We start from the raw sequence: 24,090 nt of genomic DNA on the forward strand, positions 1-24,090 counted from the left end.
CGCAGGGGTGGACCGGGGGCGCGTCCGGAACTCATCGCCGTGGACCGGAAACGGGCTACAGCGCGAACCAGCCGTGCCCGACGTACCAGTGCCCGCCCGCGCGCAGATGGTCCCCCACCGCACGCTCCACCGCGCTCCGGCGTGGCAGCGTGCGCGTGGGCAGCTCCGGATCGCCGAAGACGAAGCCGACCGGCACCCCGTCGTCCGGGGTCGTCTCCTGGTAGGCGATCCGGAAGCGTTCCTGGAAGCGGATGATGTTCGAGTCCGCCGGGAGATACCGCCCGAGCTGTGGATCGAGCAGCCAGGAGTGGCACACGGCGACTTCATGGCGCTCGTCGGGATAGTGCCGGGCGAAGAACTCCCGTGCCAGCGCGAGCGACCGCGCGCAGGCGGCGGGTGACAGCGGCCCGTGGAAGTCGGGTATGTGCAGGCTCAGACACGCGTCGCCGGGGCCGGCGTCGAGGCCCGCCGCCGCCACGGCCCGCCCCGTGCGCCGGCCGAGCCGCGACCGCTGGAACTGCAGCCGACCCAGCTGGAACAACTCACCGTGGAAGTGCAGGGCGATCCACCAGGGGAACAGCAGCCCCGGCGTCCCGAGCCGTCTGTGGTGCACGGACACATGCCGGCCGAGGTCGGCCAGAGTGCGCCGGGACACGTCGTCGGTGATGCCGAGCTCTCGGTGGTAGGCCCGGACGTACGGGAGCGCCGCGATGAAGACGTACAGGTGGAAGCTGCGCCCGAGCGGCCCCGCCGACACGGGGAACGCGGGCGGCTCCCACCCCTTCCCGATCTCCCCCATGTCCCGTACGAAGCGGCCGACGCACCGGGCGAGGAGCGTCATCGCCTCCGGGTCGGCCGCCAGCCGGCCGCGCAGCGCGACGAGTTCGTTGATGTGCTCGTGGGCCACGGTCAGCTCGAGCAGGAGGTCCGCCAGCTCGTCCGCGTCCGGGAGCACCGCCTCCAGCCGGGGAGCGCTCTCGCTCTCCAGGTCCCTCAGCCACTCGGCGAGTCTCGCGTCCGCCCGCAGCGCCTCCAGCAGCACCCGCGCCTCCCGTCGGTCCGGCCGCCGCTCGCTCTCCGCGGCCCCTTGGTCAACGTGCACGACGAAGAGTACGTTTCCAGTAGGAGCGATGGTCACGGATCAGCGTCACGGAGTAGTGATCCGGATGCGTACAGGCAGTGAACCGACGACGGCGCGCAGCGCCCTGCGCATGCGCTTTTGGCTGAGTGTCTGGGGCCTGGTCTGGACGATCTTCGGTACGGCCGCGTTCGCGCTGGTCGGACGCCCCGGCTGGGCGGCCGCGTGCGGGGTGCTGTGGCTGATCGTCACCGTGGACATGACCATGATCCTGCGCCACATCCATCAGGGGCCGCACTACCAGCCGGGCCGCGACATCCCGCCGTACCGGCCTCCGGAGCACCGTCACCCGTAGCGGATCGGCGACGGCCACGACGAGTCACGCCTGACGACCTACGAGTCGAAGCGCGCCGCTTCCAGGTACTGGGGCTTCGGGTCGAGCGCCGCCGCCAGCCGGAAGTGCCGCTTCGCCTGGTCGGGGCGGAGCTGGCGCTCATAGGTGCGGGCCAGCGCGAAGTGCGCGAACGCGTTGTCCGGCTCGCGCTCCAGGACGATCGTGAACTCCAGCTCGGCGGGCCGCAGTTGCGCGGCGGCGAAGAAGGCACGCGCGCGCAGCAGTCGGGCGGCGGTGTTCTCCGGGTGCGCGGCGATCACTGGGTCGAGCAGCTTCACCGCGCCCCGCGGGTCCCGCGCGGCGAGCAGTTGCTCGGCGGCACGGAAGTCGATGACATGCGTCTCCGGAGTACGTCCGGTCGATCCGCTGGTCTCGGGCACGGCAGAGTCCTTCCCTCGCTGAACGGGTTCAACGCCCCCGTCCGGGGCGGCTATTCCTTGCGGGCATGCGCCCGGCGCACGAGATCCGCCCAAACCTCCCGTACGCGCCCCTCGAGCTCCACCAGGGGGACGTCGTTGTCGATGACGACGTCCGCGATCCCCAGCCGCTTCTCGCGGGTGGCCTGGGCGGCCATGCGGGCGCGGGCGTCCGTCTCGGTCATGCCGCGCAGCCGCACGAGTCGGTCGAGCTGGGTCTCGGGGCTGACGTCGACGACGACCACGAGGTCGTACAGCGGTCCGAGGGCGTTCTCGGCGAGCAGCGGGACGTCATGGATCACGACGGCGTCCTCGGCCGCGGCACTTTCCAGCTCGCGGGAGCGGGCGCCCACCAGGGGGTGCACGATCGAGTTCAGGACGGCGAGCTTCGCCGGGTCGGCGAAGACGATCGAGCCCAGCTTGGGGCGGTCCAGACCGCCGTCGGATGCGAGCACGTCCTGCCCGAAGGCGTCGACGACGGCCGCGAGCCCGGGTGTTCCGGGTGCGACGACCTCCCGCGCGATCAGATCCGCGTCGATCAGCACCGCGCCGAGCCGTACGAGCTGCCTCGACACCTCGCTCTTGCCGGCGCCGATACCGCCGGTCAGGCCAACCTTCAGCATGACCGAGAGCTTAGAGCCTGCCGGTGACGAGCCCCCCACGGCCCCCAAAGGGGCCCGTGCGTAGGCACGCAGGGGCTACCTGCACCCTCGCCCTACCGCGTCGTCCCCTACGGGGTCACCCCTCCCTACGCGTCGCCTTCGCGCTCCGCCAGGAAGCGCTCGAACTCCAACCCGATCTCGTCCGCCGACGGGATGTCCACCGGCTCCGCGAGCATGTTGCCCCGCGTCTCGGCGCCCGCGGCGGCGTCGTACTGGTGCTCGAGGCCCTGGACGAGGGCCACGAGCTCCTCGTCGCCCTCCTGGATCTGCCGGTCGATCTCCGTCTGGGTGCGGTGCGCCTCGGTGCGCAGGGAGTGCGCTATGGCGGGGAGCACCAGGCCCGTGGCGCCCGTGATGGCCTCCAGGACGGTCAGCGCCGCGTCCGGGTACGGGGAGCGGGCGATGTAGTGCGGGACGTGCGCGGCGACGCCCAGGACGTCGTGTCCGGCCTCCATGAGGCGGTACTCGACGAGGGATTCGGCGCTGCCGGGGACCTGCGCCTCGTCGAAGGGGCTGCGGTGGCCCGGCACCAGGTCGGTGCGGCTGCCGTGCGGGGTGAGGCCCACGGGGCGGGTGTGCGGGACGCCCATGGGGATGCCGTGGAAGTTCACGGACAGCCGGACGCCGAGCCGCTCCACGATCTGCTGGACGGCGACGGCGAAGCGCTCCCACTCGACGTCCGGTTCGGGTCCCGACAGCAGCAGGAAGGGCGCGCCCGTGGCGTCCTGGACGAGCCGCACGTCGAGCGTGGGCTCCTCGTAGTCCGTCCAGCGGTCGCGCTTGAACGTCAGCAGCGGGCGGCGCGCCCGGTAGTCCACGAGCCGGTCGTGATCGAAACGGGCCACGACCTGGTGGGGCAGCGAGTCGAGCAGACGGTCGACGATCTGGTCGCCCGTCTCACCCGCGTCGATGTATCCGTCGAAGTGGTAGAGCATGACCAGACCGGCCGACTCCTGGGCGAGTGCCATGTCCACCACGGCCAGGCCCTTCGGCTCCCATGCGTACAAACCCTGCGGATCAAGCACTGTGACCGCTCCTCCTCGTGTTCGTACTCCACAACGTGGTGAGGATCGCGAGCATTCCCCGGACCGCTCCTTTTACGGCTCGGTTCGCCTCCGGGTTCGTTGTCCCGCACACCTACGCCGACAGCACGCGTGTGTGCAGCGCGGTGACCGCCTTGCGGGCGGAGGTGAACGCGCCGTGCTGCCAGGCGCGGTGAAGCTGAGCCAGTCGCCAGCGGTGCGAGACGGAGGACGCGAGTTCGGTGCGGTGCTTCTCGCCGTAGTCGCCCCAGTCCTCGATGAACTCGACCAGCTCTCCTGGTCGGTGGCGGTCAGCTCCTTGGACGTTGGTGAACACCTCGATGGGGACGTCGAGTTCGTCGGAGGCCAGGCCTGCGATGCCGCCGCCGACGATGACCACCTTGGCGACGCGACGCACTGCGGGCCCGCACCCCGAAGGGTGCGGGCCCGCAGTCACGTGCTACTGGCTAGCGGTGAGCTTTCAGCTCTGGCCGCCGGCGAGCTTCTCGCGGAGGGCAGCCAGGGCCTCGTCCGACGCCAGGGCGCCGGAGGTGTCGTCCGACTCCGAGGAGTAGGAACCGCCACCGGAGGCGGCCGGAGCCGCACCCGTGGACGTGGCACCCTCGGCCTCGGCCTGAGCGTCGGCCTCGCGGGACTTGATGACCTGAGCCTGGTGCTGCTCGAAGCGCGTCTGCGCCTCGGCGTACTGCGTCTCCCACACCTCACGCTGGGACTCGAAGCCCTCGAGCCAGTCGTTGGTCTCGGGGTCGAAGCCCTCGGGGTAGATGTAGTTGCCCTGGTCGTCGTACGACGCGGCCATGCCGTACAGGGTCGGGTCGAACTCGACCGAGGCCGGGTCGGCACCGAAGGCCTCGTTGGCCTGCTTCAGCGAGAGGCTGATGCGGCGGCGCTCGAGGTCGATGTCGATGACCTTGACGAAGATCTCGTCGTTGACCTGGACGACCTGCTCCGGGATCTCCACGTGGCGCTCGGCCAGCTCGGAGATGTGGACCAGGCCCTCGATGCCCTCGTCCACGCGGACGAACGCACCGAACGGAACGAGCTTGGTGACCTTACCCGGGACGACCTGACCGATCTGGTGCGTACGGGCGAACTGCTGCCACGGGTCTTCCTGCGTCGCCTTGAGCGACAGGGAGACGCGCTCGCGGTCCATGTCGACGTCGAGGACCTCGACGGTGACTTCCTGGCCGACCTCGACAACCTCGGAGGGGTGGTCGATGTGCTTCCAGGAGAGCTCGGAGACGTGCACGAGACCGTCGACGCCACCCAGGTCCACGAAGGCACCGAAGTTGACGATCGAGGAAACGACGCCGGAGCGGACCTGACCCTTCTGGAGGGTCGTGAGGAACGTCTGGCGGACCTCGGACTGGGTCTGCTCGAGCCAGGCACGGCGGGACAGGACCACGTTGTTGCGGTTCTTGTCCAGCTCGATGATCTTGGCCTCGAGCTCCTTGCCCACGTACGGCTGGAGGTCGCGGACGCGGCGCATCTCGACGAGGGAGGCCGGCAGGAAGCCACGGAGGCCGATGTCGAGGATGAGACCACCCTTGACGACCTCGATGACGGTACCGGTGACGATGCCGTCTTCTTCCTTGATCTTCTCGATCGTGCCCCAGGCACGCTCGTACTGAGCGCGCTTCTTGGACAGGATCAGGCGGCCTTCCTTGTCCTCCTTCTGGAGAACCAGGGCCTCGATCTCGTCGCCGACGGCGACGACCTCGTTCGGGTCGACGTCGTGCTTGATCGAGAGCTCGCGGCTCGGGATCACGCCTTCGGTCTTGTAACCGATGTCGAGCAGGACCTCGTCCCGGTCGACCTTCACGATGACGCCGTCGACGATGTCGCCGTCGTTGAAGTACTTGATCGTCTCGTCGATCGCGGCGAGGAAGGCTTCCTCGTTACCGATGTCGTTGACCGCTACCTGCGGCGTGGTAGAGGTGGTCTCGGTGCTGCTCGTCATGTGGGAAAGGGCTCCGGTACGGACAGTGAGTCGTAGGTACTGCTTACGCCGGGAGCCCGTTTCGCCCTGTAGAAGCCGGACAGCCAAGGAAGCGCCGAACCCGGTTACCCGGTGGCGCCTCGAAAGCCGAGGGGACATACATACAGATGCGAGCGCAGCCTGCTACGTCTGAGGCGCGCAGGCCCGCAGCGCAACTTGTAGCATACGGGGGCAGCCGGGCAGGGTCAATGCGCGAAGGCGCACACCCGGGGCGGATCGCCGCATTCCCGGCACAAAACCTGTCTCACGAGGCCACGCGGGCCATAGGCGGCCCCTGCCGTGACACTCCCGAGACCGGTTGGAGCCGCAGACTAATACGAGGGAGCCGATCATCCAAGAGCCCCAGATCCACGAACCGGAACACTCCGAGGTCCGGGAGCCCGAACCCGCCGAGCCGGAGGCGACCCGGCGCGACGCGGGCGTCACGGAGAGCTCCCGCGCCAACCGCGGCTGGTGGGACCGGAACGCGGACGACTACCAGACGGAACACGGCACGTTCCTCGGGGACGACCGTTTCGTATGGGGCCCCGAGGGCCTCGACGAGGTGGAGGCCGAGCTGCTCGGCCCGCCGGAGGACCTCAAGGGCAAGGACATCCTGGAGATCGGTGCCGGCGCGGCCCAGTGCTCGCGCTGGCTGGCCGCCCAGGGGGCCCGTCCGGTCGCCCTCGACCTCTCCCACCGCCAGCTCCAGCACGCGCTGCGCATAGGCGGCGGGGTGCCCCTGGTGGAGGCCGACGCGGGCGCGCTGCCCTTCGCCGACGGCTCCTTCGACCTCGCGTGCTCGGCGTACGGCGCGTTGCCGTTCGTCGCCGACCCGGTGCGCGTCCTGAAGGAGGTCCACCGGGTGCTGCGCCCCGGCGGCCGCTTCGTCTTCTCCGTGACGCACCCGATCCGCTGGGCCTTCCCGGACGAGCCCGGCCCCGAGGGCCTGTCCGTCTCCTCCTCCTACTTCGACCGCACTCCCTACGTCGAGCAGGACGAGGAGAGCCGCGCGGTGTACGTCGAGCACCACAGGACGGTCGGCGACCGGGTACGGGACGTGGTGGCCGGGGGCTTCCGGCTGCTCGACCTGGTCGAGCCGCAGTGGCCCGCCTGGAACACCCAGGAGTGGGGCGGCTGGTCCCCGCTGCGCGGAAACCTGATCCCCGGTACGGCGATCTTCGTGTGCGTACGAGACTGATCGGGTGATCCGTTACGACGCCCTGGACGCGCTGCCCGTACGCGGCGCCCTGCCCGCCCTGGACGACGCCCTGGAGGACGGCGGCAGCGCCGTGCTCGTGGCCCCGCCCGGGACGGGCAAGACGACCCTCGTGCCGCTGGCGCTCGCCGGACTCCTCGGCGGCCCGGGCGACGGGCGGCCGGCGCGCCGGGTCGTGGTCGCCGAACCGCGGCGGATCGCCGCCCGGGCCGCGGCGCGGCGGATGGCGTGGCTGCTCGGCGAGAAGGTCGGCGAGAGCGTCGGGTTCACCGTGCGCGGGGAGCGGGTCGTGGGGCCACGCGCGCGGGTGGAGGTCGTCACGACGGGTGTCCTCCTGCAACGGCTCCAGCGGGACCAGGAGCTCGCGGGCGTCGACGTGGTGGTGCTCGACGAGTGCCACGAACGTCATCTGGACGCCGACACGGTCGCCGCGTTCCTCCTGGACGTTCGGACCGCGCTCCGTCCCGAGCTGCGGCTCGTGGCGGCGTCGGCGACCACGGACGCGGCGGGGTGGGCGCGGCTGCTCGGCGACGCGCCCGTCGTCGCGGCGGAGGGCGTCTCGTATCCGGTGGAGGTGGAGTGGGCGCCTCCGGTACGTCCGGTACGGCCGCCGCACGGCATGCGTGTCGACCCGGCGCTGCTGACGCATGTCGCGTCGGTGGTGCGGCGGGCACTGGCGGAGTGCGAGGGGGACGTCCTGTGTTTCCTCCCCGGGGTCGGTGAGATCGCGCGGGTGGCGGGCGGGCTGGGGGATATGGGCGGCCGGGTCGACGTGCTCCAGGTGCACGGGCGGGCGCCCGCCGCCGTGCAGGACGCGGTGCTGTCACCGGGGACCGGGGACCGGCGCCGGGTGGTCCTGGCGACCTCCGTGGCGGAGTCGTCACTGACGGTTCCGGGGGTGCGGGTGGTCGTCGACTCCGGGCTGGCGCGGGAGCCGCGGGTGGACCACGCGCGGGGGCTGAGCGCGCTGACGACGGTACGGGCCTCGCAGGCGGCCGGACGGCAGCGGGCGGGGCGGGCCGGGCGTGAGGCGCCGGGGCGGGTGTACCGGTGCTGGACGGAGGCCGAGGACGCCCGTCTGCCGCGATATCCCGCCCCGGAGATCAAGGTGGCCGACCTGACGGCGTTCGCCCTGCAGGCGGCCTGCTGGGGCGATCCTGGGGCGACGGGGCTGGCGCTCCTGGATCCGCCGCCGGGCGGGGCGATGGCGGCGGCGCGGTCCGTCCTGTCGGCGGTGGGCGCGGTGGACACGGCCGGCCGGGCCACGGAACGGGGCGTGCGCATGTCCCGGCTGGGCCTGCACCCCCGGCTCGCCCGGGCGCTGCTGGACGCGGCCCCCGTGGTGGGCGCCGACCGCGCCGCCGAAGTGGTCGCCCTCCTGAGCGAGGAGCCGCCCCGCGAGTACGGCGACGACCTGGCCGGGGCCTGGAGACTGGCCCGGCGCGGCGGCGACCCCTACGCGTCCCGCTGGCGCACCGAATCCCGGCGCCTGCTCTCCGCGTCGACGGGACTTTCCAGGCCACCCGCCCAGGACAGCGCCCGCGGTGAGGGGCTCGAAGGTGGTCCGTGGCCGGCCCGCGGGGGCGACGATCGGGTGGTCGCACTGGTGGCTGCCCTGACGTTCCCCGAGCGGCTCGCGCAGGCGCAGGGCGGCTCCTACCTCATGCTGAACGGCACCCGTGCCGACGTCGGCGACGGCTCGGCTCTGCGCGGCGCGCCCTGGCTGGCGGTCGCCGTGGCCGATCGGCCCGTCGGGGCCGGGCACGCGCGTGTGCGGCTTGCCGCCGTCGTCGACGAGGAGACGGCACGGCGGGCCGCGGCGCCCCTGCGCTCCGAGGGGGACGAGGTCCACTGGGCCGACGGCGACGTCGTCGCGCGGCGGGTCGAGCGGCTCGGGGCCGTGGAGCTGGCGGTGCGTCCGCTGAAGAACGCCGACCCCGCGCTCGTACGGGAGGCGTTGCTCGAAGGGTTGCGGGAGGACGGGTTCGGGCTGTTGCGGTGGTCCCCGGATGCCGAGGGGCTGCGGCGTCGGCTCGGGTTCCTGCGGCTGCACCTGGGCGACCCCTGGCCCGACGTGTCCGACGACGCGCTCCACGCGCGCGTGGACGAGTGGCTGGAGCCGGAGCTCGGCCGTGCCCGGCGGCGGGCCGATCTGGCGCGGATCGACGCCGGGCAGGCACTGAACCGGCTGCTGCCCTGGGCGACGGGAGACGCGGCCCGGCTGGACGAGCTCGCGCCGGAGCGGATCGAGGTGCCCAGTGGGTCCAGGATCCGGATCGACTACGCCAACCCCGAGCAGCCGGTGCTCGCCGTCAAGCTGCAGGAGATGTTCGGACTGCACGAGTCACCGGCCGTCGCCGGGGTGCCCGTGCTCGTCCATCTGCTCTCGCCCGCCGGGCGCCCCGCCGCCGTCACCGCCGACCTCGCCTCCTTCTGGAAGGACGGGTACAAGGCGGTGCGGGCGGAGCTGCGGGGCCGCTATCCCAAGCATCCGTGGCCCGAGGATCCGGCCACCGCCGAGCCGACCCGGCACACGAACGCACGGCTCAGGCGTTGACCGGCTCCGGTTCCACCGCCTCCGTGGGAGCCGGGTCGCCCGGGCGGCGGCTGCGCGCCTCGAGGTAGAGGGAGAGGGACAGCAGAGCCGCGCCGAGGACCAGGAAGCCCCACGGCAGATACGACGTCAGCAGCAGGATCAGGGTGCGGTTGGACTCGACCAGGGCGACGGTGTTCTTGATGTAGTCCTCACGCATCTTCACGTCACCGGCGAAGGCGGTCACCTTGTCGCGGCCCCCGAGGAGGGTGCCGCCCCGCAGCTCCTCCTTGTGGAGCTCCTCGCCATAGACCGGCGCTCCGGTGACCGGTTCCACCCAGAACTTGCGGACGGTCGTGTACCAGCGTGTCGTGCCCGTCTTGGCGACCGACTCCGGAGTGATGCCCTGGACGGGCATGACCTTGGGGAACTTGACCTTCGTCCAGGGGATGGTCTGCTCGAAGTAGTACACCTTGACGCCGCGGAAGGTCTGGGTGCCCTTGTAGTGGATGGGGGCCGAGGTGCGGGTCTGTGCGTCGAAGTACTCGTAGTCCCGCTTCTCCGTGTGGAAGGGCCACTTGAACTCGATGCCCTCGCGTGTGACGGGGTCGCCGTCGACGGACTCGCCCGTGGCGTGGACGGGGTCCTGGCTGTGCGCGTCGAAGATGTAGCGCTCGGGGAGCCTGGAGACCATCTTCCCGTCGGGGCCCCGCACATAGGAGAGGCTGTCCCAGACGACGACATCGCGGCCCGCCGTCTTCTCGATGCGGTCGGAGGCCTCGACGTTGCCCTTCAGGGTCTGCACGATGGTGACCTTGGGGACCTTCTTGGCCTGCATGGTGCCGTAGTCGAGCAGGGTCGCGTCCTTCGCCTCCAGGACCATGTCCTGGTACTGGTTGGCGGGGATCTTCGCCAGCCGCGGGAAGGCGTACCAGCGCAGCAGCGGGGACAGCGCCGCGAAGAACACGGCGAAGGCGAGCAGGATCAGGCTGGCCTTGCGACGCATCTCGGCGTCCCTCCCTGAGAGTTGCGGATGCCCTGAGCGCTACGGGTGCGCGGGCACGGTCGTCAGCAGCGGCTTGGGCGAGGTCTTGCCTGCCGGTGAGCCCATGGCCGTGATCGTGAGCACCAGGGCGAACGCCACGGCGAGACCGGTCGCGGCGGCGATGAGGGCGCGCATGCGGGGCCTCCGGGGGGACGGCGGATCGAGAACTGATACCTCGTCAGATCCGGCACCGTAGCAACGGCGGGGCGAGATGAGAACACCTTGCGCACACGAACGAGAACGCCCCTCCGCCGGTCGGCGGAGGGGCGCCCTTGACGCGCGTACGGCCTACGAGGCGGCCGCGGCGACCTTCAGCTCGACCGTCAGCACCGCGCCGCCCGTGGTGTTGACGCGGAGCAGGAACGTGCCGGTCGCGTCGTCCGCGTACAGTTTGGGGAGCTTGAGCACGCCGTCGGCGTCCGTCGTGAGGTCCGTGAGGGTGCGGATCGTCTTGCCGTCCGCGTCCTTGAAGTACGGGCCCTTGTCGTTCTCGGTCGCGTCGTCCGCCGACTTGATGAGCGTCGCGGTGGCCGCGACCTTGCCCGCGACGGCACCCTTGTAGGTGGCCTTCAGCTCGACCTGGTCGGCGAACTCACCGCCCGGCACGCAGGTCAGCGCCGTGTCGCTGGTGCGGATGAGGGTGTCGGCCTGGCGCGGGGTGACGGTGGCCGTGTAGTCGAGGCCGCCCAGCAGGCGGCCCACGACGGTGGCGCGGACGGTGAAGTCACCGGCCTTCTCCCCCGCCACGAGTGCGGGCGCGGTGGCCGTGCCCGCACTGCCGGTGACGACCGTGGCGACGCTCTCGCCGCCGGTGAAGGTGGCGTCCGTGTCGCCGATGATCGTGAACCGCACCCGGACCTTCGCCACGCCCTTGCTCGCCTTGGACTCGGCCCGCACGGCGACCTTGGCACCGAAGGCGCTGCCCGCCGTCGCCGTGAGCTTCCCGGTGTTCGCGTCCTCCAGATGGTCCACCGTCTGGGTGGGCGTGGGAGGCGTCGGGCTCGGCGCGGGCGAACTCGGCTTGGGCGGCTTCGGAGTGGGGCTCGTCGAGCCGCCACTGCCCGGCTTGGGCGAACTCGGCGTGCTCGGTGTGCTCGGCGCACTCGGTGTCGCGGGCGTGGACGGGCTGGGGCTCGCCCCGGGGTCGCTGTTGCTGCTGTGCGAGGGCAGGGTGCCCGTGCCGTCCGGGACCTCGTGGGTGCCCTTGCGGTAGTACTCCAGCCACGACAGAACCGTGTTGAGGTACTCCGTCGAGTTGTTGTAGTTCAGGATCGCGGCGTTCATCTGCGACTGCACGGACAGGTCCCGGTCGAACCGGCACAGGTAGTGGCCGGCCGCGAGCGCCGCGTCGTAGACGTTGTTGGGGTCCTTCTTGCCGTCGCCGTTGCCGTCGCGGCCCGCCCACTCCCAGGTGGAGGGGATGAACTGCATGGGGCCCACGGCCCGGTCGTAGGCGGGGTCGCCGTCGTACGCGCCGTTGTCGGTGTCGGCGATCAGCGCGAAGCCGTTGCCGTCGAGCTTGGGGCCGAGGATCGGCGAGTACGTCGTACCGCTCGCATCGACCCGGCCGCCGCGGGCCTGGCCGGACTCGACCTTGCCGATGGCGGCGAGGAGTTGCCAGGGCAGGTTGCAGCCCGGCTTGGAGGCGCGCAGCTCGGCCTCGGCCTTCTTGTAGGCGTCGAGGACGGTCGCGGGTATGCCGGCCTCGGCCTCGCCCACGGAGACGGTCGTGCCGGTGGTCGGACTCGCGGACGGGCTCGGGTTGGGGCTCTTCAGCGGCGGAAGGTCGGTGTAGTACGGCGAGTCGCCGGTCGCGCCGCCGCCTTCGCCGCCGGTCTTCGCGTCCCCCGATGGCTGGGCGGCGCCGGCGGCCTGTCTGCCGAGGTCGTCGGTGGTCACTCCGGGTGCCTGGGAAGCGGACAGGGCTGCGACCGCGACCGCGGCCACGGCGGTGGTCGTCGCCCCCTTGCGCAGTCTGCCGAAATGCGCCGCCATTGAGTGAACCCCTCCCGTGGACGACCGCCCGCGCACCGCGCGTTCGCTGGCTCAGTGACCCAGGCGACCCTACGACAACTTCCGTCGCCCGGGCACCCGTTCGTGCCCGATTTTCACCGGTTGGCCATGTGGGATTGTCCAAGAGAACACGCACCGCGGGGTGGAGCCCGCGGACATTTTCCTACGTCCCTCATACTGGGCGTCGGAGATCACCGGGGCCGACATATCAGACCAACGTCTGCCACAGGGGGACGCTTTGCCCTTCACCCTCAGCCACGCGGCAGCCGTACTGCCCGCCCTGCGCGGCGACGGAAGCGGCCGCGGCCGCCTCGCGCCCGCGGCACTCGTGGCCGGTTCCTTCGCCCCCGACATGACCTACTACGCGGCGAGCGTGGTCCCCGGAGCGATGGAGTTCGGCGACTTCACGCACTCGTTCACCGGTGTCCTCACCTTCGACGTACTCGTCGCCTGCGCGTTGGCGGGTGCCTGGCTGGTACTGCGCGAACCCCTGGTGGCACTGCTGCCACGGGCCCGTCAGGGCCGTCCCGCGGCTCTGCTGCGCTGCGGGACACCGCGCGGGCCGGTGCGCTCCCCGGCCGCACTGTGGTGGTACGCCTCCGCGGTGCTCGGCGCGCTGACACACGTCGTGTGGGACGCGTTCACGCACCACGACCGGTGGGGGGTTCGCCTGGTCCCCGTCCTGTCGCGGAACGCCGACGGCACGCCGGTGTTCACCTACGCGCAGTACGGCAGTTCGCTGGTGGGGGCCGTCGTGATCGTGGCCTTCGTGGGCATCGCGCTGCGCCGGGCGCCCTCGGCCGAACCGGTGGGGGTGCCGGTGCTGTCGCGTTCCGACCGGTGGCTGGCAGCCGCCGTCATCGGCGGCTGCGGGCTGGTGGGCGCCGTGCAGCGGGCGTCACGCTGGTGGGCCTACTGGGGCACCCGCGCGAAGCCCTGGGAGTTGATCCCGGCGCTCTGTTTCGGCGCGGGTGCGGGTCTCGTGCTCGGCCTCGCGCTGTACGCCGTCGGGGTCAGGGTGTGGCGCCCCGCTCCGGCTCGTCCCAGCCCGGCACCGGTCCGCGCGGCGCCGAACCGTCCGACACCTCGCTGATCCTGTTCTCCGGAGTGGAGCCCTGGACGACACCGCGCCGACGGTTGAGGCCGCGGTGGACGGCCTGGGCGATGCGCTCGATGGTGCGGACCCCGTACGTCATCGTCGGGTTGTCGTGCGACAGGACGACGATGCGGTACCTGCGGCCGGAGCCGGTGAACACGCCGACGCTGTGCACACGCCAGCCGTGGGTGGACCGGGGCAGCCAGCCGTTCTTGATGTGCGCCTGCATGCCGCGCGGCATGCCGGCGGGGACGCCCCAGCGCTGGTCGCCGCGGACCTGGCTGAGCAGTTTCAGGCCGTAGGCGCGGCTCTTCAGGAAGGAACGGGCGCCTGTGAGCACGCCCAGCAGCCGCATCTGGTCGGTGGCCGTCGTGCGGGTCAGACCCCAGTAGCCGGCCGCGCCGAGCTTGGTGCGGCGCGTTCCGACACGCTCCAGGAAACGGCCGAGGTAGGTGTGGCCCAGGTCGTTCCACAGATGCTGGGCCGCGGTGTTGTCCGAGATGGTGATCATGGGGCGTACGTTGGCGAGCTCCCAGTTCGTGAGGGGGCGGCGCAGCTCGTCCGCGCGGCGCAGGGTGGCCTCCATGATCGTGAGCTTGACGACGCTCGCCGAGTCGTACTGACGCTCGCTCGCGAGGGCGCAGGTCAGGTCGGTGTTGTCGTCGCGCACCGCCACGGCGACGGTGCCCTGGCGTGACGACAGTGCCGCCCCGATGTCGCGGGACATCCGGGCGGCGAGCTCGGGGTTGCGGGTGGAACGGCAGGCCGCGGGCACCTGGGCGGTGCTCGCGCTCGCGGCCACCGCGGGTACCGGCGCGAGCAGCGCCGAGACGACGGCTGTGGCCATGGCCGTGCGACGGTTGAGCATGCTTGTACCCATGCCCGCATCCTTACGGTCCCTTTGCACGGGGGGCGTCTTTGCGAGGGCCACGCGAGTGACGGTTCCCTCCGGGGGTTGAGCGGACCCCCTCCCCTGCGCCTCCGGCCCACCGGAAAGGGCTCATGCCCTACGAGCAGCCGACGCAGGGACTTCACCCTGCGGGCGGCTCGGAAGGCGGGGCGGGGGGCGGCTTGCGCCGCAAGCGGCCGCGAGGGGCGTGCCCCGTGGGCGGAGGCTTCCCCTGGCGGGGTGGGGCATCTGTCCACACCGGCGCACAGGCCGCCCGCAGGGCACCCGACGCCGAGAGCGGGCGGAGCCACGACCAGCTCCACCCGGGGCCGGACCCGCCCGGCCCGGCGCGGGGGCCGAGACCCGCGGCCGAAGCCCGGGACCGGGATCGAAGCTCGGGACCGGGATCGAAGCCTGGCCCGAGATCGAAGCCTGGCCCGGGGCCCAGGGCCGGGGGCCGGGACGCGAGGCCGGGACCGAACCCGGGCCCGAGGCCAGGACCGGACGCGATGTCGGGACCGGGCCCGAGGCCAGGACCGGGCCCGATGTCGGGACCGAGGCCGGGACCGACGTCGGGGCCGAGGCCGGAACCGGGGCCGGACCGACGTCGGAACCGGGACCGGGACCGACGTCGGAACCAAGGCCGGAAACCGCGACCGGCGTCGGACCCTGGGCCGGAGCCGAGGCCGGGACCGACATCGGGACCGAGGCCAGAAACCGGGACCGGCGTCGGACCCTGGGCCGGGACCGGAGCCGGGGTCGGGGCCGGGGTCGGGGCCGGGGCCGGGGCCGGGGCCGGGGCCAGGACCGGAGCCGGGGTCGGAAATCTGGGCCGGGGTTTCAGGGGCTCGGTCGCCGAGGGCTAGTGCGCTGCGGATTCCCAGTCGGGGCCCGCGCCGACGGAGACGTCGAGGGGCGCCCGGAGATGAACGGCGGACGCCATCTCGCGGCGGACGAGCTCCTCGGTCCTGGCCCGCTCTCCAGGGGCGATCTCCAGGACGATTTCGTCGTGGACCTGGAGGAGCATGCGGGACTTGAGCCCGGCCTCGCGCAGCGCCCGGTCCACGTTCAGCATCGCGATCTTGACGATGTCCGCGGCCGTGCCCTGGATGGGGGCGTTGAGCGCCATGCGCTCGGCGGCCTCGCGACGCTGCCGGTTGTCGCTGTTGAGGTCGGGCAGATAGCGGCGGCGCCCGAAGAGCGTCGCCGTGTAGCCCGTGGCGCGGGCCTCGTCGACCGCCCGGCGCAGATAGTCCCGCACGCCTCCGAACCGCTCGAAGTACGTGTCCATCAACGCGCGCGCCTCACCCGCGTCGATGTTCAGCTGCTGGGAGAGTCCGAACGCCGACAGCCCATAGGCAAGGCCGTACGACATCGCCTTGATCTTGCGGCGCATCTCCGCGTCGACCGCCGAACGCTCGACCGAGAACACCTGCGACGCCACCGTCGTGTGCAGGTCCTCGCCCGACGTGAACGCCTCCAACAGGCCCTCGTCCTCGGACAGATGGGCCATCACACGCAGTTCGATCTGGCTGTAGTCGGCCGTCATGAGGGACTCGAAGCCCTCGCCGACCACGAAGCCGCGCCGGATCGCGCGGCCCTCCTCCGTACGGACCGGGATGTTCTGCAGGTTCGGGTCCACCGACGAGAGCCGGCCCGTCGCGGCCACCGTCTGGTTGAACGTGGTGTGGATGCGGCCGTCCGCGGCGATCGTCTTGATCAGGCCCTCGACCGTCACCCGCAGCCTGGCCTGCTCACGGTGACGCAGCATGACGACCGGCAGCTCGTGGTCGGTCTGCGTGGCCAGCCAGGCCAGCGCGTCCGCGTCCGTCGTGTAACCGGTCTTCGTCTTCTTCGTCTTGGGCAGGTCCAGCTCGCCGAAGAAGACCTCCTGGAGCTGCTTGGGCGAGCCGAGGTTGAACTCGTGCCCGACGGAGGCGTGGGCCTCCTTCACCGCCTGCTGCACAGCGCCGGCGAACATCTGCTCCATGGCTTCCAGGTGCGCCCGGTCCGCCGCGATGCCGTGCCGCTCCAGCCGGGCCAGCAGCGCCGACGTGGGCAGCTCCATGTCGCGCAGCAACTCGGCCGCGCCGACCTCCGCCAGCTTCTCGCCGAACGCCTCGCCCAGGTCGAGGATCGTGCGGGCCTGCACCATCAGCGCCTCGGCCTCGGCCTGGTCGTCCGCACCGAAGGCCAGCTGGCCGTCGGCCGCCGCGGCGGGCCCCAGCTCCCGGCCCAGGTACTCCAGGGACAGCGCGTCCAGCGCGAAGGAGCGGCGGCCCGGCTTCACCAGATACGCGGCGAGCGCGGTGTCCATGGACACGCCCTCGATCGTCCACCCGTGCTCGGCGAAGACCCGCATCGCGCCCTTGGCGTTGTGCAGCACCTTGGGCTTCTTGGGGTCGGCGAGCCACTTCGCGAACGCGTTCTCGTCGGCCTCGTCCAGCCGCGAGGGGTCGAACCACGCCGCCGCCCCGTCCCCCGCGGCCAGCGCGACCTCGGCCACCGACCCCGAACCCAGCGCCCACGTGTCGACGGTGGCCAGACCCAGGACCGCCTTGCCGTCGTGCTCGGCGAGCCACGGCTTCAGCTCGCCCGCCCCCAGGACCGCCCCGTCCAGCTCGACCCCCTCGACGACCGGAGCGGCCGCCTCGGCCTCCGCCGTCCCCGGGTCGACGGCGAAGAGCCGCTCACGCAGGGAGGGGTTGCGGATCTCCAGGGTGTCCAGGACCATCACGACCGCCGTACGGTCGTACGCCGCGCGCTCCAGGTCGGTGACCGTCTTCGGGAGCTCGACGTCCTTCACCATCTCCGTGAGACGGCGGTTGAGCTTCACCGCCTCCAGGTGGTCGCGGAGGTTCTGCCCGGCCTTGCCCTTGACCTCGTCGACGCGCTCGACGAGGTCCGCGAACGAACCGAACTGGTTGATCCACTTCGCGGCCGTCTTCTCGCCGACGCCGGGGATGCCCGGCAGGTTGTCCGACGGGTCGCCGCGCAGCGCCGCGAAGTCGGGATACTGCGCCGGCGTCAGCCCGTACTTCTCGACGACCTTCTCCGGAGTGAAGCGGGTCAGCTCGGAGACGCCCTTCGTCGGGTACAGCACCGTCGTGTGCTCGGACACCAGCTGGAAGGAGTCGCGGTCACCGGTGACGATCAGCACCTCGAAGCCCTCGGCCTCGGCCTGCGTGGCGAGCGTCGCGATGATGTCGTCGGCCTCGAAGCCGTCGACCGCGAACCGCTGCGCGTGCATCGCGTCCAGCAGCTCGCCGATCAGCTCGACCTGCCCCTTGAACTCGTCCGGGGTCTTCGAACGGTTCGCCTTGTACTCCGTGAACTCCTCGGAGCGCCACGTCTTGCGCGAGACGTCGAACGCCACCGCGAAATGCGTGGGCGCCTCGTCGCGCAGCGTGTTCGCCAGCATCGACGCGAAACCATAGATCGCGTTCGTCGGCTGACCCGTCGCGGTCGTGAAATTCTCCGCGGGCAGCGCGAAGAACGCGCGGTACGCCAGCGAGTGCCCATCCATGAGCATCAGCCGCGGACGGCCCGCACCTGCGGTTTTCTCGGTCTTCTTCGATGCTGTTTCTGCCACGCCCCCGATCCTGCCACGCCCCACTGACAGTGCGGACCTCCCGGGACCGGCCGCCGTCATTGTCACCGGCCCGTGCGAGGATCCTCGATGTACTTCACACGTACAGGCGAAGGGGTTCAACGATGGCCAGCAAGCCGCCGGCAAGCGATCCGGTCCAGGACGCGCCACAGGTCACCGAGCCGAAGCGCGCCGCGGCCGGGCTGCCCGCCATCGGGCACACCCTGCGCATCGCCCAGCAGCAGATGGGGGTGAAGCGCACCGCGCTGACCCTCCTGCGCGTCAATCAGAAGGACGGCTTCGACTGCCCGGGCTGCGCCTGGCCCGAGCCGGAACACCGGCACACGGCGGAGTTCTGCGAGAACGGCGCGAAGGCGGTCGCCGAGGAGGCCACCCTGCGCCGGGTCACCCCGGACTTCTTCGCCGCGCATCCGGTCACCGACCTGCACGGCCGCAGCGGCTACTGGCTCGGCCAGCAGGGCCGCCTCACCCACCCCATGTACCTGCCCGAGGGCGCCGACCACTACGAGCCGGTCTCCTGGCAGCGCGCCTTCGACATCATCGCCGAGGAGCTCGCCGCCCTCGGCTCCCCCGACGAGGCCCTCTTCTACACCTCGGGGCGCACGAGCAACGAGGCCGCGTTCCTCTACCAGCTCTTCGCTCGCGAGCTCGGCACGAACAACCTGCCGGACTGTTCGAACATGTGCCACGAGTCCTCGGGCTCCGCGCTCTCCGAGACCATCGGCATCGGCAAGGGCAGCGTCCTGCTCGAGGACCTCTACAGGGCGGACCTGATCATCGTCGCCGGGCAGAACCCCGGCACCAACCACCCGCGCATGCTCTCCGCCCTGGAGAAGGCCAAGGCCAACGGCGCGAAGATCATCAGTGTCAACCCGCTGCCCGAAGCGGGCCTGGCGCGCTTCAAGAACCCGCAGACCCCCCAGGGCATGCTCAAGGGCGCCGCCCTCACCGACCTGTTCCTGCAGATCCGCCTCGGCGGCGACCAGGCCCTCTTCCGCCTCCTGAACAAGCTCGTCCTGGAGACCGAGGGCGCGGTCGACGAGGACTTCATCGCCGAACACACCCACGGCTACGAAGAGTTCGCGGCCATCGCCCGCGCCGCCGACTGGGACGAGACCCTCACCGCGACGGGCCTCACCCGCGAGGAGATCGACGAGACCCTCCGCCTCGTCCTGTCCTCCCAGCGCACCATCGTCTGCTGGGCCATGGGCCTCACCCAGCACAAGCACTCCGTGCCCACGATCCGCGAAGTGGTCAACTTCCTGCTGCTGCGCGGCAACATCGGCCGTCCCGGCGCGGGCGTCTGCCCGGTCCGCGGCCACTCGAACGTGCAGGGCGACCGCACCATGGGCATCTTCGAGCGCCCCGCCCCGGCCTTCCTGGACGCCCTGGAGAAGGAGTTCGGCTTCGCCCCGCCCCGCGAGCACGGCTACGACGTCGTACGGGCCATCCGCGCCCTGCGCGACGGCGACGCGAAGGTCTTCTTCGCCATGGGCGGCAACTTCGTCTCCGCCTCCCCCGACACCGACGTCACCGAGGCCGCCATGCGCCGCGCCCGCCTCACGGTGCACGTCTCGACCAAGCTCAACCGCTCCCACGTCGTCACCGGCGCCCGCGCCCTGATCCTGCCCACCCTCGGACGGACCGAGCGCGACCTCCAGGGCAGCGGCGAGCAGTTCGTGACCGTCGAGGACTCCATGGGCATGGTCCACGCCTCACGCGGCCGTCTGAAACCCGCGGGCGAGCACCTCCTGTCCGAGCCGGCCATCGTCTGCCGCCTCGCCCGCCGCGTGCTCGGCGAGGCCTCCCGCACCCCCTGGGAAGAGTTCGAGAAGGACTACGCCACGATCCGCGACCGCATCGCGCGCGTGATCCCCGGCTTCGACGACTTCAACGCGCGCGTCGCCGACCCCGCCGGCTTCGCTCTCCCCCACGCCCCCCGCGACGAACGCCGCTTCCCCACCGCGACCGGCAAGGCCAACTTCACCGCCGCGCCCGTCGAGTACCCGAAGCTCCCCGAAGGCCGCCTCCTCCTCCAGACCCTCCGCTCGCACGACCAGTACAACACCACCATCTACGGCCTCGACGACCGCTACAGGGGCATAAAGAACGGCCGCCGAGTGGTCCTCGTCAACCCCGAGGACGCCCGCGCACTGAACGTCACCGACGGCTCGTACGTCGACCTCGTCAGCGAATGGCGCGACGGCATGGAGCGGCGCGCCGCCGGCTTCCGCGTCGTGCACTACCCGACCGCCCGCGGCTGCGCCGCCGCGTACTACCCGGAGACCAACGTCCTCATCCCGCTCGACGCCACCGCGGACACCAGTAACACCCCGGCCAGCAAGTCCGTCGTGATCCGTCTGGAACAATCGGCCACCGACTGAGCGTTCGCTCAGCCAGTCAGCCAGAGAGATCGACGACGATCGGAGCCGGCCCCCATGGGCGAGCAGAGCCAAGTGAAGTTCCCGCAAGAGGTCATCGACGAGTACGCCGCACTCGGCGTCGACCTGCCCGCCCTCTTCTCGGCAGGCCACCTCGGCACCCGCATGGGCGTACAGATCATCGAGGCCTCCGCGGACCGGGTCGTCGGCACCATGCCGGTGGAGGGCAACACCCAGCCGTACGGCCTCCTGCACGGCGGCGCCTCCGCCGTCCTCGCGGAGACCCTCGGCTCGGTCGGCTCCATGCTCCACGGCGGCAGCTCCAAGATCGCCGTAGGCGTCGACCTGAACTGCACCCACCATCGCGGCGCCCGCTCCGGCCTCGTCACCGGCGTGGCCACCCCCGTACACCGCGGGCGCACGACAGCGACGTACGAGATCGTCATCACCGACGAGAACGACAAGCGCGTCTGCACCGCCCGCCTCACCTGCCTCCTGCGCGACGTCACCCCCACCGACACCGCCCGCACAAACCAGCCCTGACCCCACCCCCACTCACCACTCACCGACAGCCGAGTACGGCGACCGGGGGGACAGGAGACAACTGCCCCCCACTCACCGGCAGTCGGGACTCACCGGCAGTCGGGTACGGCGGGCGGGGGACGGGGCGGAGGTGTCCGCCCCCAGCGGCCGGCGCGTCGACACCGGCCCCTTCTGGGACCGACCGATTCCGCGCCTGACCGAGGACGGATACCTCCGCCCCGGCCCCGCCCTCACACACCCCTTGCGCACGCCCCCGGCCTCCGCCCCGCCCCCGCGCGCACCCACCCGCCGCAATCGCACTCCAATACGCCGGAGTTATCGGAAATCAGCGGCAACTCGCAACCCTTTCAGGCGACTTCACACGCCTTCACGAGACCCGCACGCCCGGACCGCACCGCATGCGCCCAAATTCCGTGTACACCGACCGAACTCCGCGTTCCCTTTTCTCGACGTAACGCTGCGTAACACGCACGCAATACGGCATCAGAGTTCCGTCTTCGACGGCCCGCACTCCCGCGACCCCTCCCGGCGACTCCACGCGACCTGCGACGCCGCCCGACCGCGACCTTCGCCCACGCGCAACCGGAAGTGCGGATTCTCAGCATGTGGAACGAGAAGAATTTCCGCCAAATCGGCCGAGAATACCCGTCCCTGAAGCCCACCAACCGGCACGTCATAACAAGAAAGTCACAAGCCAGCCCACGGCGATGCTCGGGCCCACAGACAGGCTTAGAGTCACGGCCAGTCACCGCGCCGCCGGGCGCGTCTGCAGCACGGCTCGGTATCACCCAGTACGGCCCGGCGAGACACACGGCAGCTCAGCAGGGCTGCTGCGCCAGGGAGAGGATTCAACGTGCGACAGCGTTCTTTGGTCATACTCACCTCCGTGCTCACCACCGGAGCACTCACGCTGACCGCCTGCGGTTCGCGTGACGACAGCGGGGACAAGAGCAGCAGCAGCAAGACCGAGATCATCATCGGCGTTGACGCTCCGCTGACCGGTCAGAACTCCGCAACCGGCCTCGGCATCCAGGGCGGCGTACAGATCGCCGTCGACGACGCCAACAAGAACAACACCGTCCCCGGCGTGACCTTCAAGGTCCAGGCGCTCGACGACAAGGCGATCCCGGCCAGCGGCCAGCAGAACGCCACCGCCCTCGTCAACAACGAGAAGGTCCTCGGCGTCGTCGGCCCGCTGAACTCCGGTGTGGCCACGCAGATGCAGCAGGTCTTCGCGACCGCCAACCTGGTCGAGATCTCCCCCTCCAACACGGCGCCGGAGCTCACCCAGGGCAAGAACTGGCAGACCTCGAAGACGCGTCCGTTCAAGACGTACTTCCGCACGGCCACCACCGACGCCCTCCAGGGCGGCTTCGCGGCCGAGTACGCGTCCAGCACGCTCAAGAAGAAGAACGTCTTCGTCGTCGACGACAAGCAGACCTACGGCGCGGGCCTGGCCAAGCTGTTCAAGGCCGGCTTCACCAAGAACGGCGGCAAGGTCGCCGGCGAGGACCACGTCAACACCGGCGACACCGACTTCTCCGCCCTCGTCACCAAGATCAAGAACTCGAAGGCCGACCTGGTCTACTACGGCGGCCAGTACGACGAGTCGGAGAAGCTCACCAAGCAGCTCAAGGACGGCGGAGTCAAGATCCCGCTGTTCGGTGGTGACGGCATGTTCAGCGACACCTACATCCAGACCGCCGGCAAGACATCCGAGGGTGACCTGGCCACCTCCGTCGGCCAGCCCGTCGACTCCCTGCCCTCCGCCGCGGACTTCATCAAGAAGTACAAGGCTTCCGGCCTCAAGGGCGACTACGGCACCTACGGCGGCTACTCCTACGACGCCGCGACCGCCATCATCAAGGCGATCGCCAACGTCGTGAAGGACGGCAAGATCCCCGACGGCGCCCGCGCCAAGATCGTGGACGAGGTCCAGAAGACGAAGTTCGAGGGCATCGCCGGCCCCGTCTCCTTCGACGAGTACGGCGACACCACCAACAAGCAGCTCACCGTCTACCAGGTCACGGGCGGCAAGTGGAAGGCCGTCAAGAGCGGCACGTTCAACGGCTGATCCGATCCCAGCTGATTTCCGCTGACTCCAGCTGATTCAGGCCAAGTCCAGCTGATCCCAGCTGATTCGAGATCCGCCGCTAGCTACACCCCAGGGCCGCGCGGCCAAGACCACACGTCACCGCGCGGCCCGCCCCATATCCCCCCGTTCACTCTCCCCACCCACATGGAGGCCATGCGGTGAACACCCTGCCGCAGCAGCTGGCCAACGGGCTGTTCCTCGGCTCGATGTACGGGCTGATCGCCATCGGCTACACGATGGTGTACGGCATCGTCCAGCTCATCAACTTCGCCCACGGCGAGATCTTCATGACCGGAGGCTTCGGCGCACTCACGGTCTACCTCTACGTCCTGCCCGACGGCACATCCATGTGGATAGCCCTCCCAGCGATGCTCATCGGCGGCGGACTCGTCGCCGTCCTCATCGCCGTCGGGGCGGAACGGTTCGCCTACCGACCACTGCGTGGCGCGCCACGCCTGGCACCCCTCATCACCGCCATCGGCCTCTCCCTCGCGCTCCAGCAGGCCGTCTTCAACTGGTACCCGAACGCCAAGACCGACCGCAACTTCCCGCAGATCGACGCCGGACCCTGGCACATCGGGTCCATCAGCATCAGCAGCGGCTCGCTCTTCGTCATCGTCGCCGCCCCGCTCTGCATGGCGGCCCTCGCCCTCTTCGTCAGCATGTCCCGCACCGGCCGCGCCATGCAGGCCACCGCCCAGGACCCTGACACCGCCCAGCTCATGGGCATCGACACCAACAAGATCATCGTGATCGCCTTCGCCATCGGCGGCTTCTTCGCCGCCGTCGCCGCCGTCTCCTACGGCCTGCGCTACGGCTCGATCCAGTACAACATGGGCTTCCAGATGGGCCTCAAGGCCTTCACCGCCGCAGTCCTCGGCGGCATCGGCAACATCTACGGCGCCATGATCGGCGGCCTCGTCCTCGGCCTCGCCGAGACCATGGCCACGTCCTACATCGACGGCATCCCCGGCATGCAGCAGCTCGGCGGCGGCGGCTGGTCCTCCGTCTGGGCCTTCGTCCTCCTCATCCTCGTACTGCTGTTCAGGCCACAAGGCCTGGTCGGCGAACGCGTCGCGGACAGGGCGTGACCAC

The 24,090-nt window shown here is 70.8% G+C and carries 19 protein-coding genes; 8 read left to right on the top strand and 11 right to left on the bottom strand.

The features are described 5' to 3' along the window. Positions 1-55: 55 nt before the first annotated feature. Positions 56-955 (bottom strand): acyltransferase domain-containing protein, encoded by a 900-nt coding sequence (locus ACIRA5_RS22255; protein ID WP_403693343.1) that lies wholly within the window; start codon positions 953-955, stop codon positions 56-58. Between the two features lie 211 nt (positions 956-1,166). On the opposite strand from ACIRA5_RS22255, the gene ACIRA5_RS22260 reads away from it, so the two are divergent. Beyond that, on the top strand, positions 1,167-1,433 hold the full coding sequence (locus tag ACIRA5_RS22260; protein WP_403693147.1) for a DUF6343 family protein: 267 nt from the start codon (positions 1,167-1,169) through the stop codon (positions 1,431-1,433). A gap of 38 nt (positions 1,434-1,471) precedes the next feature. Here ACIRA5_RS22260 and ACIRA5_RS22265 read toward each other — a convergent pair whose 3' ends face one another. The 5 genes from ACIRA5_RS22265 to rpsA all read right to left on the bottom strand — a co-directional run bounded on the left by ACIRA5_RS22265 (position 1,472) and on the right by rpsA (position 5,553). Continuing rightward, on the bottom strand, positions 1,472-1,852 hold the full coding sequence (locus tag ACIRA5_RS22265; RefSeq protein ID WP_054235974.1) for a tetratricopeptide repeat protein: 381 nt from the start codon (positions 1,850-1,852) through the stop codon (positions 1,472-1,474). A gap of 50 nt (positions 1,853-1,902) precedes the next feature. Further along, on the bottom strand, positions 1,903-2,511 hold the full coding sequence (gene coaE / locus ACIRA5_RS22270) for a dephospho-CoA kinase (protein WP_403693149.1): 609 nt from the start codon (positions 2,509-2,511) through the stop codon (positions 1,903-1,905). A gap of 125 nt (positions 2,512-2,636) precedes the next feature. Next, positions 2,637-3,575: a PAC2 family protein gene (locus tag ACIRA5_RS22275; protein ID WP_403693150.1), complete on the bottom strand. Its 939-nt coding sequence runs from the start codon at positions 3,573-3,575 to the stop codon at positions 2,637-2,639. 112 nt (positions 3,576-3,687) lie between these two features. Next, positions 3,688-3,990, bottom strand: a complete 303-nt coding sequence (locus ACIRA5_RS22280) for a hypothetical protein (RefSeq protein WP_403693152.1) — start codon at positions 3,988-3,990, stop codon at positions 3,688-3,690. Positions 3,991-4,053: 63 nt separating this feature from the next. After that, on the bottom strand, positions 4,054-5,553 hold the full coding sequence (rpsA, locus tag ACIRA5_RS22285) for a 30S ribosomal protein S1 (RefSeq protein ID WP_351303199.1): 1,500 nt from the start codon (positions 5,551-5,553) through the stop codon (positions 4,054-4,056). A gap of 337 nt (positions 5,554-5,890) precedes the next feature. Here rpsA and ACIRA5_RS22290 point away from each other — a divergent pair, with 337 nt between their 5' ends. Then, a complete protein-coding gene (locus ACIRA5_RS22290) occupies positions 5,891-6,772 on the top strand; it encodes a class I SAM-dependent methyltransferase (RefSeq protein WP_403693154.1) in 882 nt (293 codons plus the stop codon). A gap of 4 nt (positions 6,773-6,776) precedes the next feature. After that, a complete protein-coding gene (hrpB, locus tag ACIRA5_RS22295) occupies positions 6,777-9,347 on the top strand; it encodes an ATP-dependent helicase HrpB (RefSeq protein WP_403693155.1) in 2,571 nt (856 codons plus the stop codon). On the opposite strand, the gene ACIRA5_RS22300 is transcribed toward hrpB, so the two are convergent. The 3 genes from ACIRA5_RS22300 to ACIRA5_RS22310 form a co-directional block, all read right to left on the bottom strand. Next, positions 9,337-10,329 (bottom strand): DUF3068 domain-containing protein, encoded by a 993-nt coding sequence (locus ACIRA5_RS22300; protein ID WP_403693156.1) that lies wholly within the window; start codon positions 10,327-10,329, stop codon positions 9,337-9,339. The genes hrpB and ACIRA5_RS22300 overlap by 11 nt on opposite strands. 39 nt (positions 10,330-10,368) lie before the next feature. After that, a complete protein-coding gene (locus tag ACIRA5_RS22305) occupies positions 10,369-10,503 on the bottom strand; it encodes an SPW_0924 family protein (protein WP_107096558.1) in 135 nt (44 codons plus the stop codon). Between the two features lie 153 nt (positions 10,504-10,656). Then, positions 10,657-12,363, bottom strand: a complete 1,707-nt coding sequence (locus ACIRA5_RS22310; protein ID WP_403693157.1) for a lytic transglycosylase domain-containing protein — start codon at positions 12,361-12,363, stop codon at positions 10,657-10,659. A gap of 256 nt (positions 12,364-12,619) precedes the next feature. Between ACIRA5_RS22310 and ACIRA5_RS22315 the strand changes: the two genes are divergently transcribed. Continuing rightward, positions 12,620-13,474: a DUF4184 family protein gene (locus ACIRA5_RS22315; protein WP_403693158.1), complete on the top strand. Its 855-nt coding sequence runs from the start codon at positions 12,620-12,622 to the stop codon at positions 13,472-13,474. On the opposite strand, the gene ACIRA5_RS22320 is transcribed toward ACIRA5_RS22315, so the two are convergent. Both ACIRA5_RS22320 and polA read right to left on the bottom strand, forming a co-directional pair. After that, positions 13,395-14,357, bottom strand: coding sequence for a serine hydrolase (locus ACIRA5_RS22320; protein ID WP_403693160.1), 963 nt, complete (start codon positions 14,355-14,357; stop codon positions 13,395-13,397). The genes ACIRA5_RS22315 and ACIRA5_RS22320 overlap by 80 nt on opposite strands. Before the next feature lie 871 nt (positions 14,358-15,228). Further along, the gene (gene polA / locus ACIRA5_RS22325; RefSeq protein ID WP_352046502.1) at positions 15,229-17,958 is read right to left on the bottom strand and encodes a DNA polymerase I; all 2,730 of its coding nucleotides are present in this window, start codon (positions 17,956-17,958) and stop codon (positions 15,229-15,231) included. Between the two features lie 122 nt (positions 17,959-18,080). Here polA and ACIRA5_RS22330 point away from each other — a divergent pair, with 122 nt between their 5' ends. The 4 genes from ACIRA5_RS22330 (at position 18,081) to ACIRA5_RS22345 (ending at position 24,086) form a co-directional block, all read left to right on the top strand. Next, complete coding sequence (locus tag ACIRA5_RS22330; protein WP_403693162.1) at positions 18,081-20,360, top strand: FdhF/YdeP family oxidoreductase; 2,280 nt, start codon at positions 18,081-18,083, stop codon at positions 20,358-20,360. A 54-nt stretch (positions 20,361-20,414) separates the two neighbouring features. After that, a complete protein-coding gene (locus tag ACIRA5_RS22335) occupies positions 20,415-20,900 on the top strand; it encodes a PaaI family thioesterase (RefSeq protein ID WP_403693163.1) in 486 nt (161 codons plus the stop codon). Positions 20,901-21,753: 853 nt separating this feature from the next. Further along, positions 21,754-22,974 carry a branched-chain amino acid ABC transporter substrate-binding protein gene (locus tag ACIRA5_RS22340; protein ID WP_403693165.1) on the top strand — a complete coding sequence of 407 codons (1,221 nt, stop codon included), beginning with the start codon at positions 21,754-21,756 and terminating at the stop codon, positions 22,972-22,974. A gap of 179 nt (positions 22,975-23,153) precedes the next feature. After that, positions 23,154-24,086, top strand: coding sequence for a branched-chain amino acid ABC transporter permease (locus tag ACIRA5_RS22345; protein WP_075026312.1), 933 nt, complete (start codon positions 23,154-23,156; stop codon positions 24,084-24,086). Positions 24,087-24,090 lie beyond the last annotated feature (4 nt).

The sequence above is a fragment of the Streptomyces sp. NPDC096311 genome, assembly GCF_044763085.1.
GTDB lineage: Bacteria > Actinomycetota > Actinomycetes > Streptomycetales > Streptomycetaceae > Streptomyces.

What these genes read in the sequence shown, in the direction of transcription:
- ACIRA5_RS22260 (WP_403693147.1), top strand. Translation starts at nt 1,167, where the DNA reads ATGCGTACAGGCAGTGAACCGACGACGGCGCGCAGCGCCCTGCGCATG.
- coaE (WP_403693149.1), bottom strand. Translation starts at nt 2,511, where the DNA reads ATGCTGAAGGTTGGCCTGACCGGCGGTATCGGCGCCGGCAAGAGCGAG.
- rpsA (WP_351303199.1), bottom strand. Translation starts at nt 5,553, where the DNA reads ATGACGAGCAGCACCGAGACCACCTCTACCACGCCGCAGGTAGCGGTC.
- ACIRA5_RS22300 (WP_403693156.1), bottom strand. Translation starts at nt 10,329, where the DNA reads ATGCGTCGCAAGGCCAGCCTGATCCTGCTCGCCTTCGCCGTGTTCTTC.
- ACIRA5_RS22305 (WP_107096558.1), bottom strand. Translation starts at nt 10,503, where the DNA reads ATGCGCGCCCTCATCGCCGCCGCGACCGGTCTCGCCGTGGCGTTCGCC.
- ACIRA5_RS22310 (WP_403693157.1), bottom strand. Translation starts at nt 12,363, where the DNA reads ATGGCGGCGCATTTCGGCAGACTGCGCAAGGGGGCGACGACCACCGCC.
- ACIRA5_RS22320 (WP_403693160.1), bottom strand. Translation starts at nt 14,357, where the DNA reads ATGGGTACAAGCATGCTCAACCGTCGCACGGCCATGGCCACAGCCGTC.
- ACIRA5_RS22330 (WP_403693162.1), top strand. Translation starts at nt 18,081, where the DNA reads ATGGCCAGCAAGCCGCCGGCAAGCGATCCGGTCCAGGACGCGCCACAG.
- ACIRA5_RS22335 (WP_403693163.1), top strand. Translation starts at nt 20,415, where the DNA reads ATGGGCGAGCAGAGCCAAGTGAAGTTCCCGCAAGAGGTCATCGACGAG.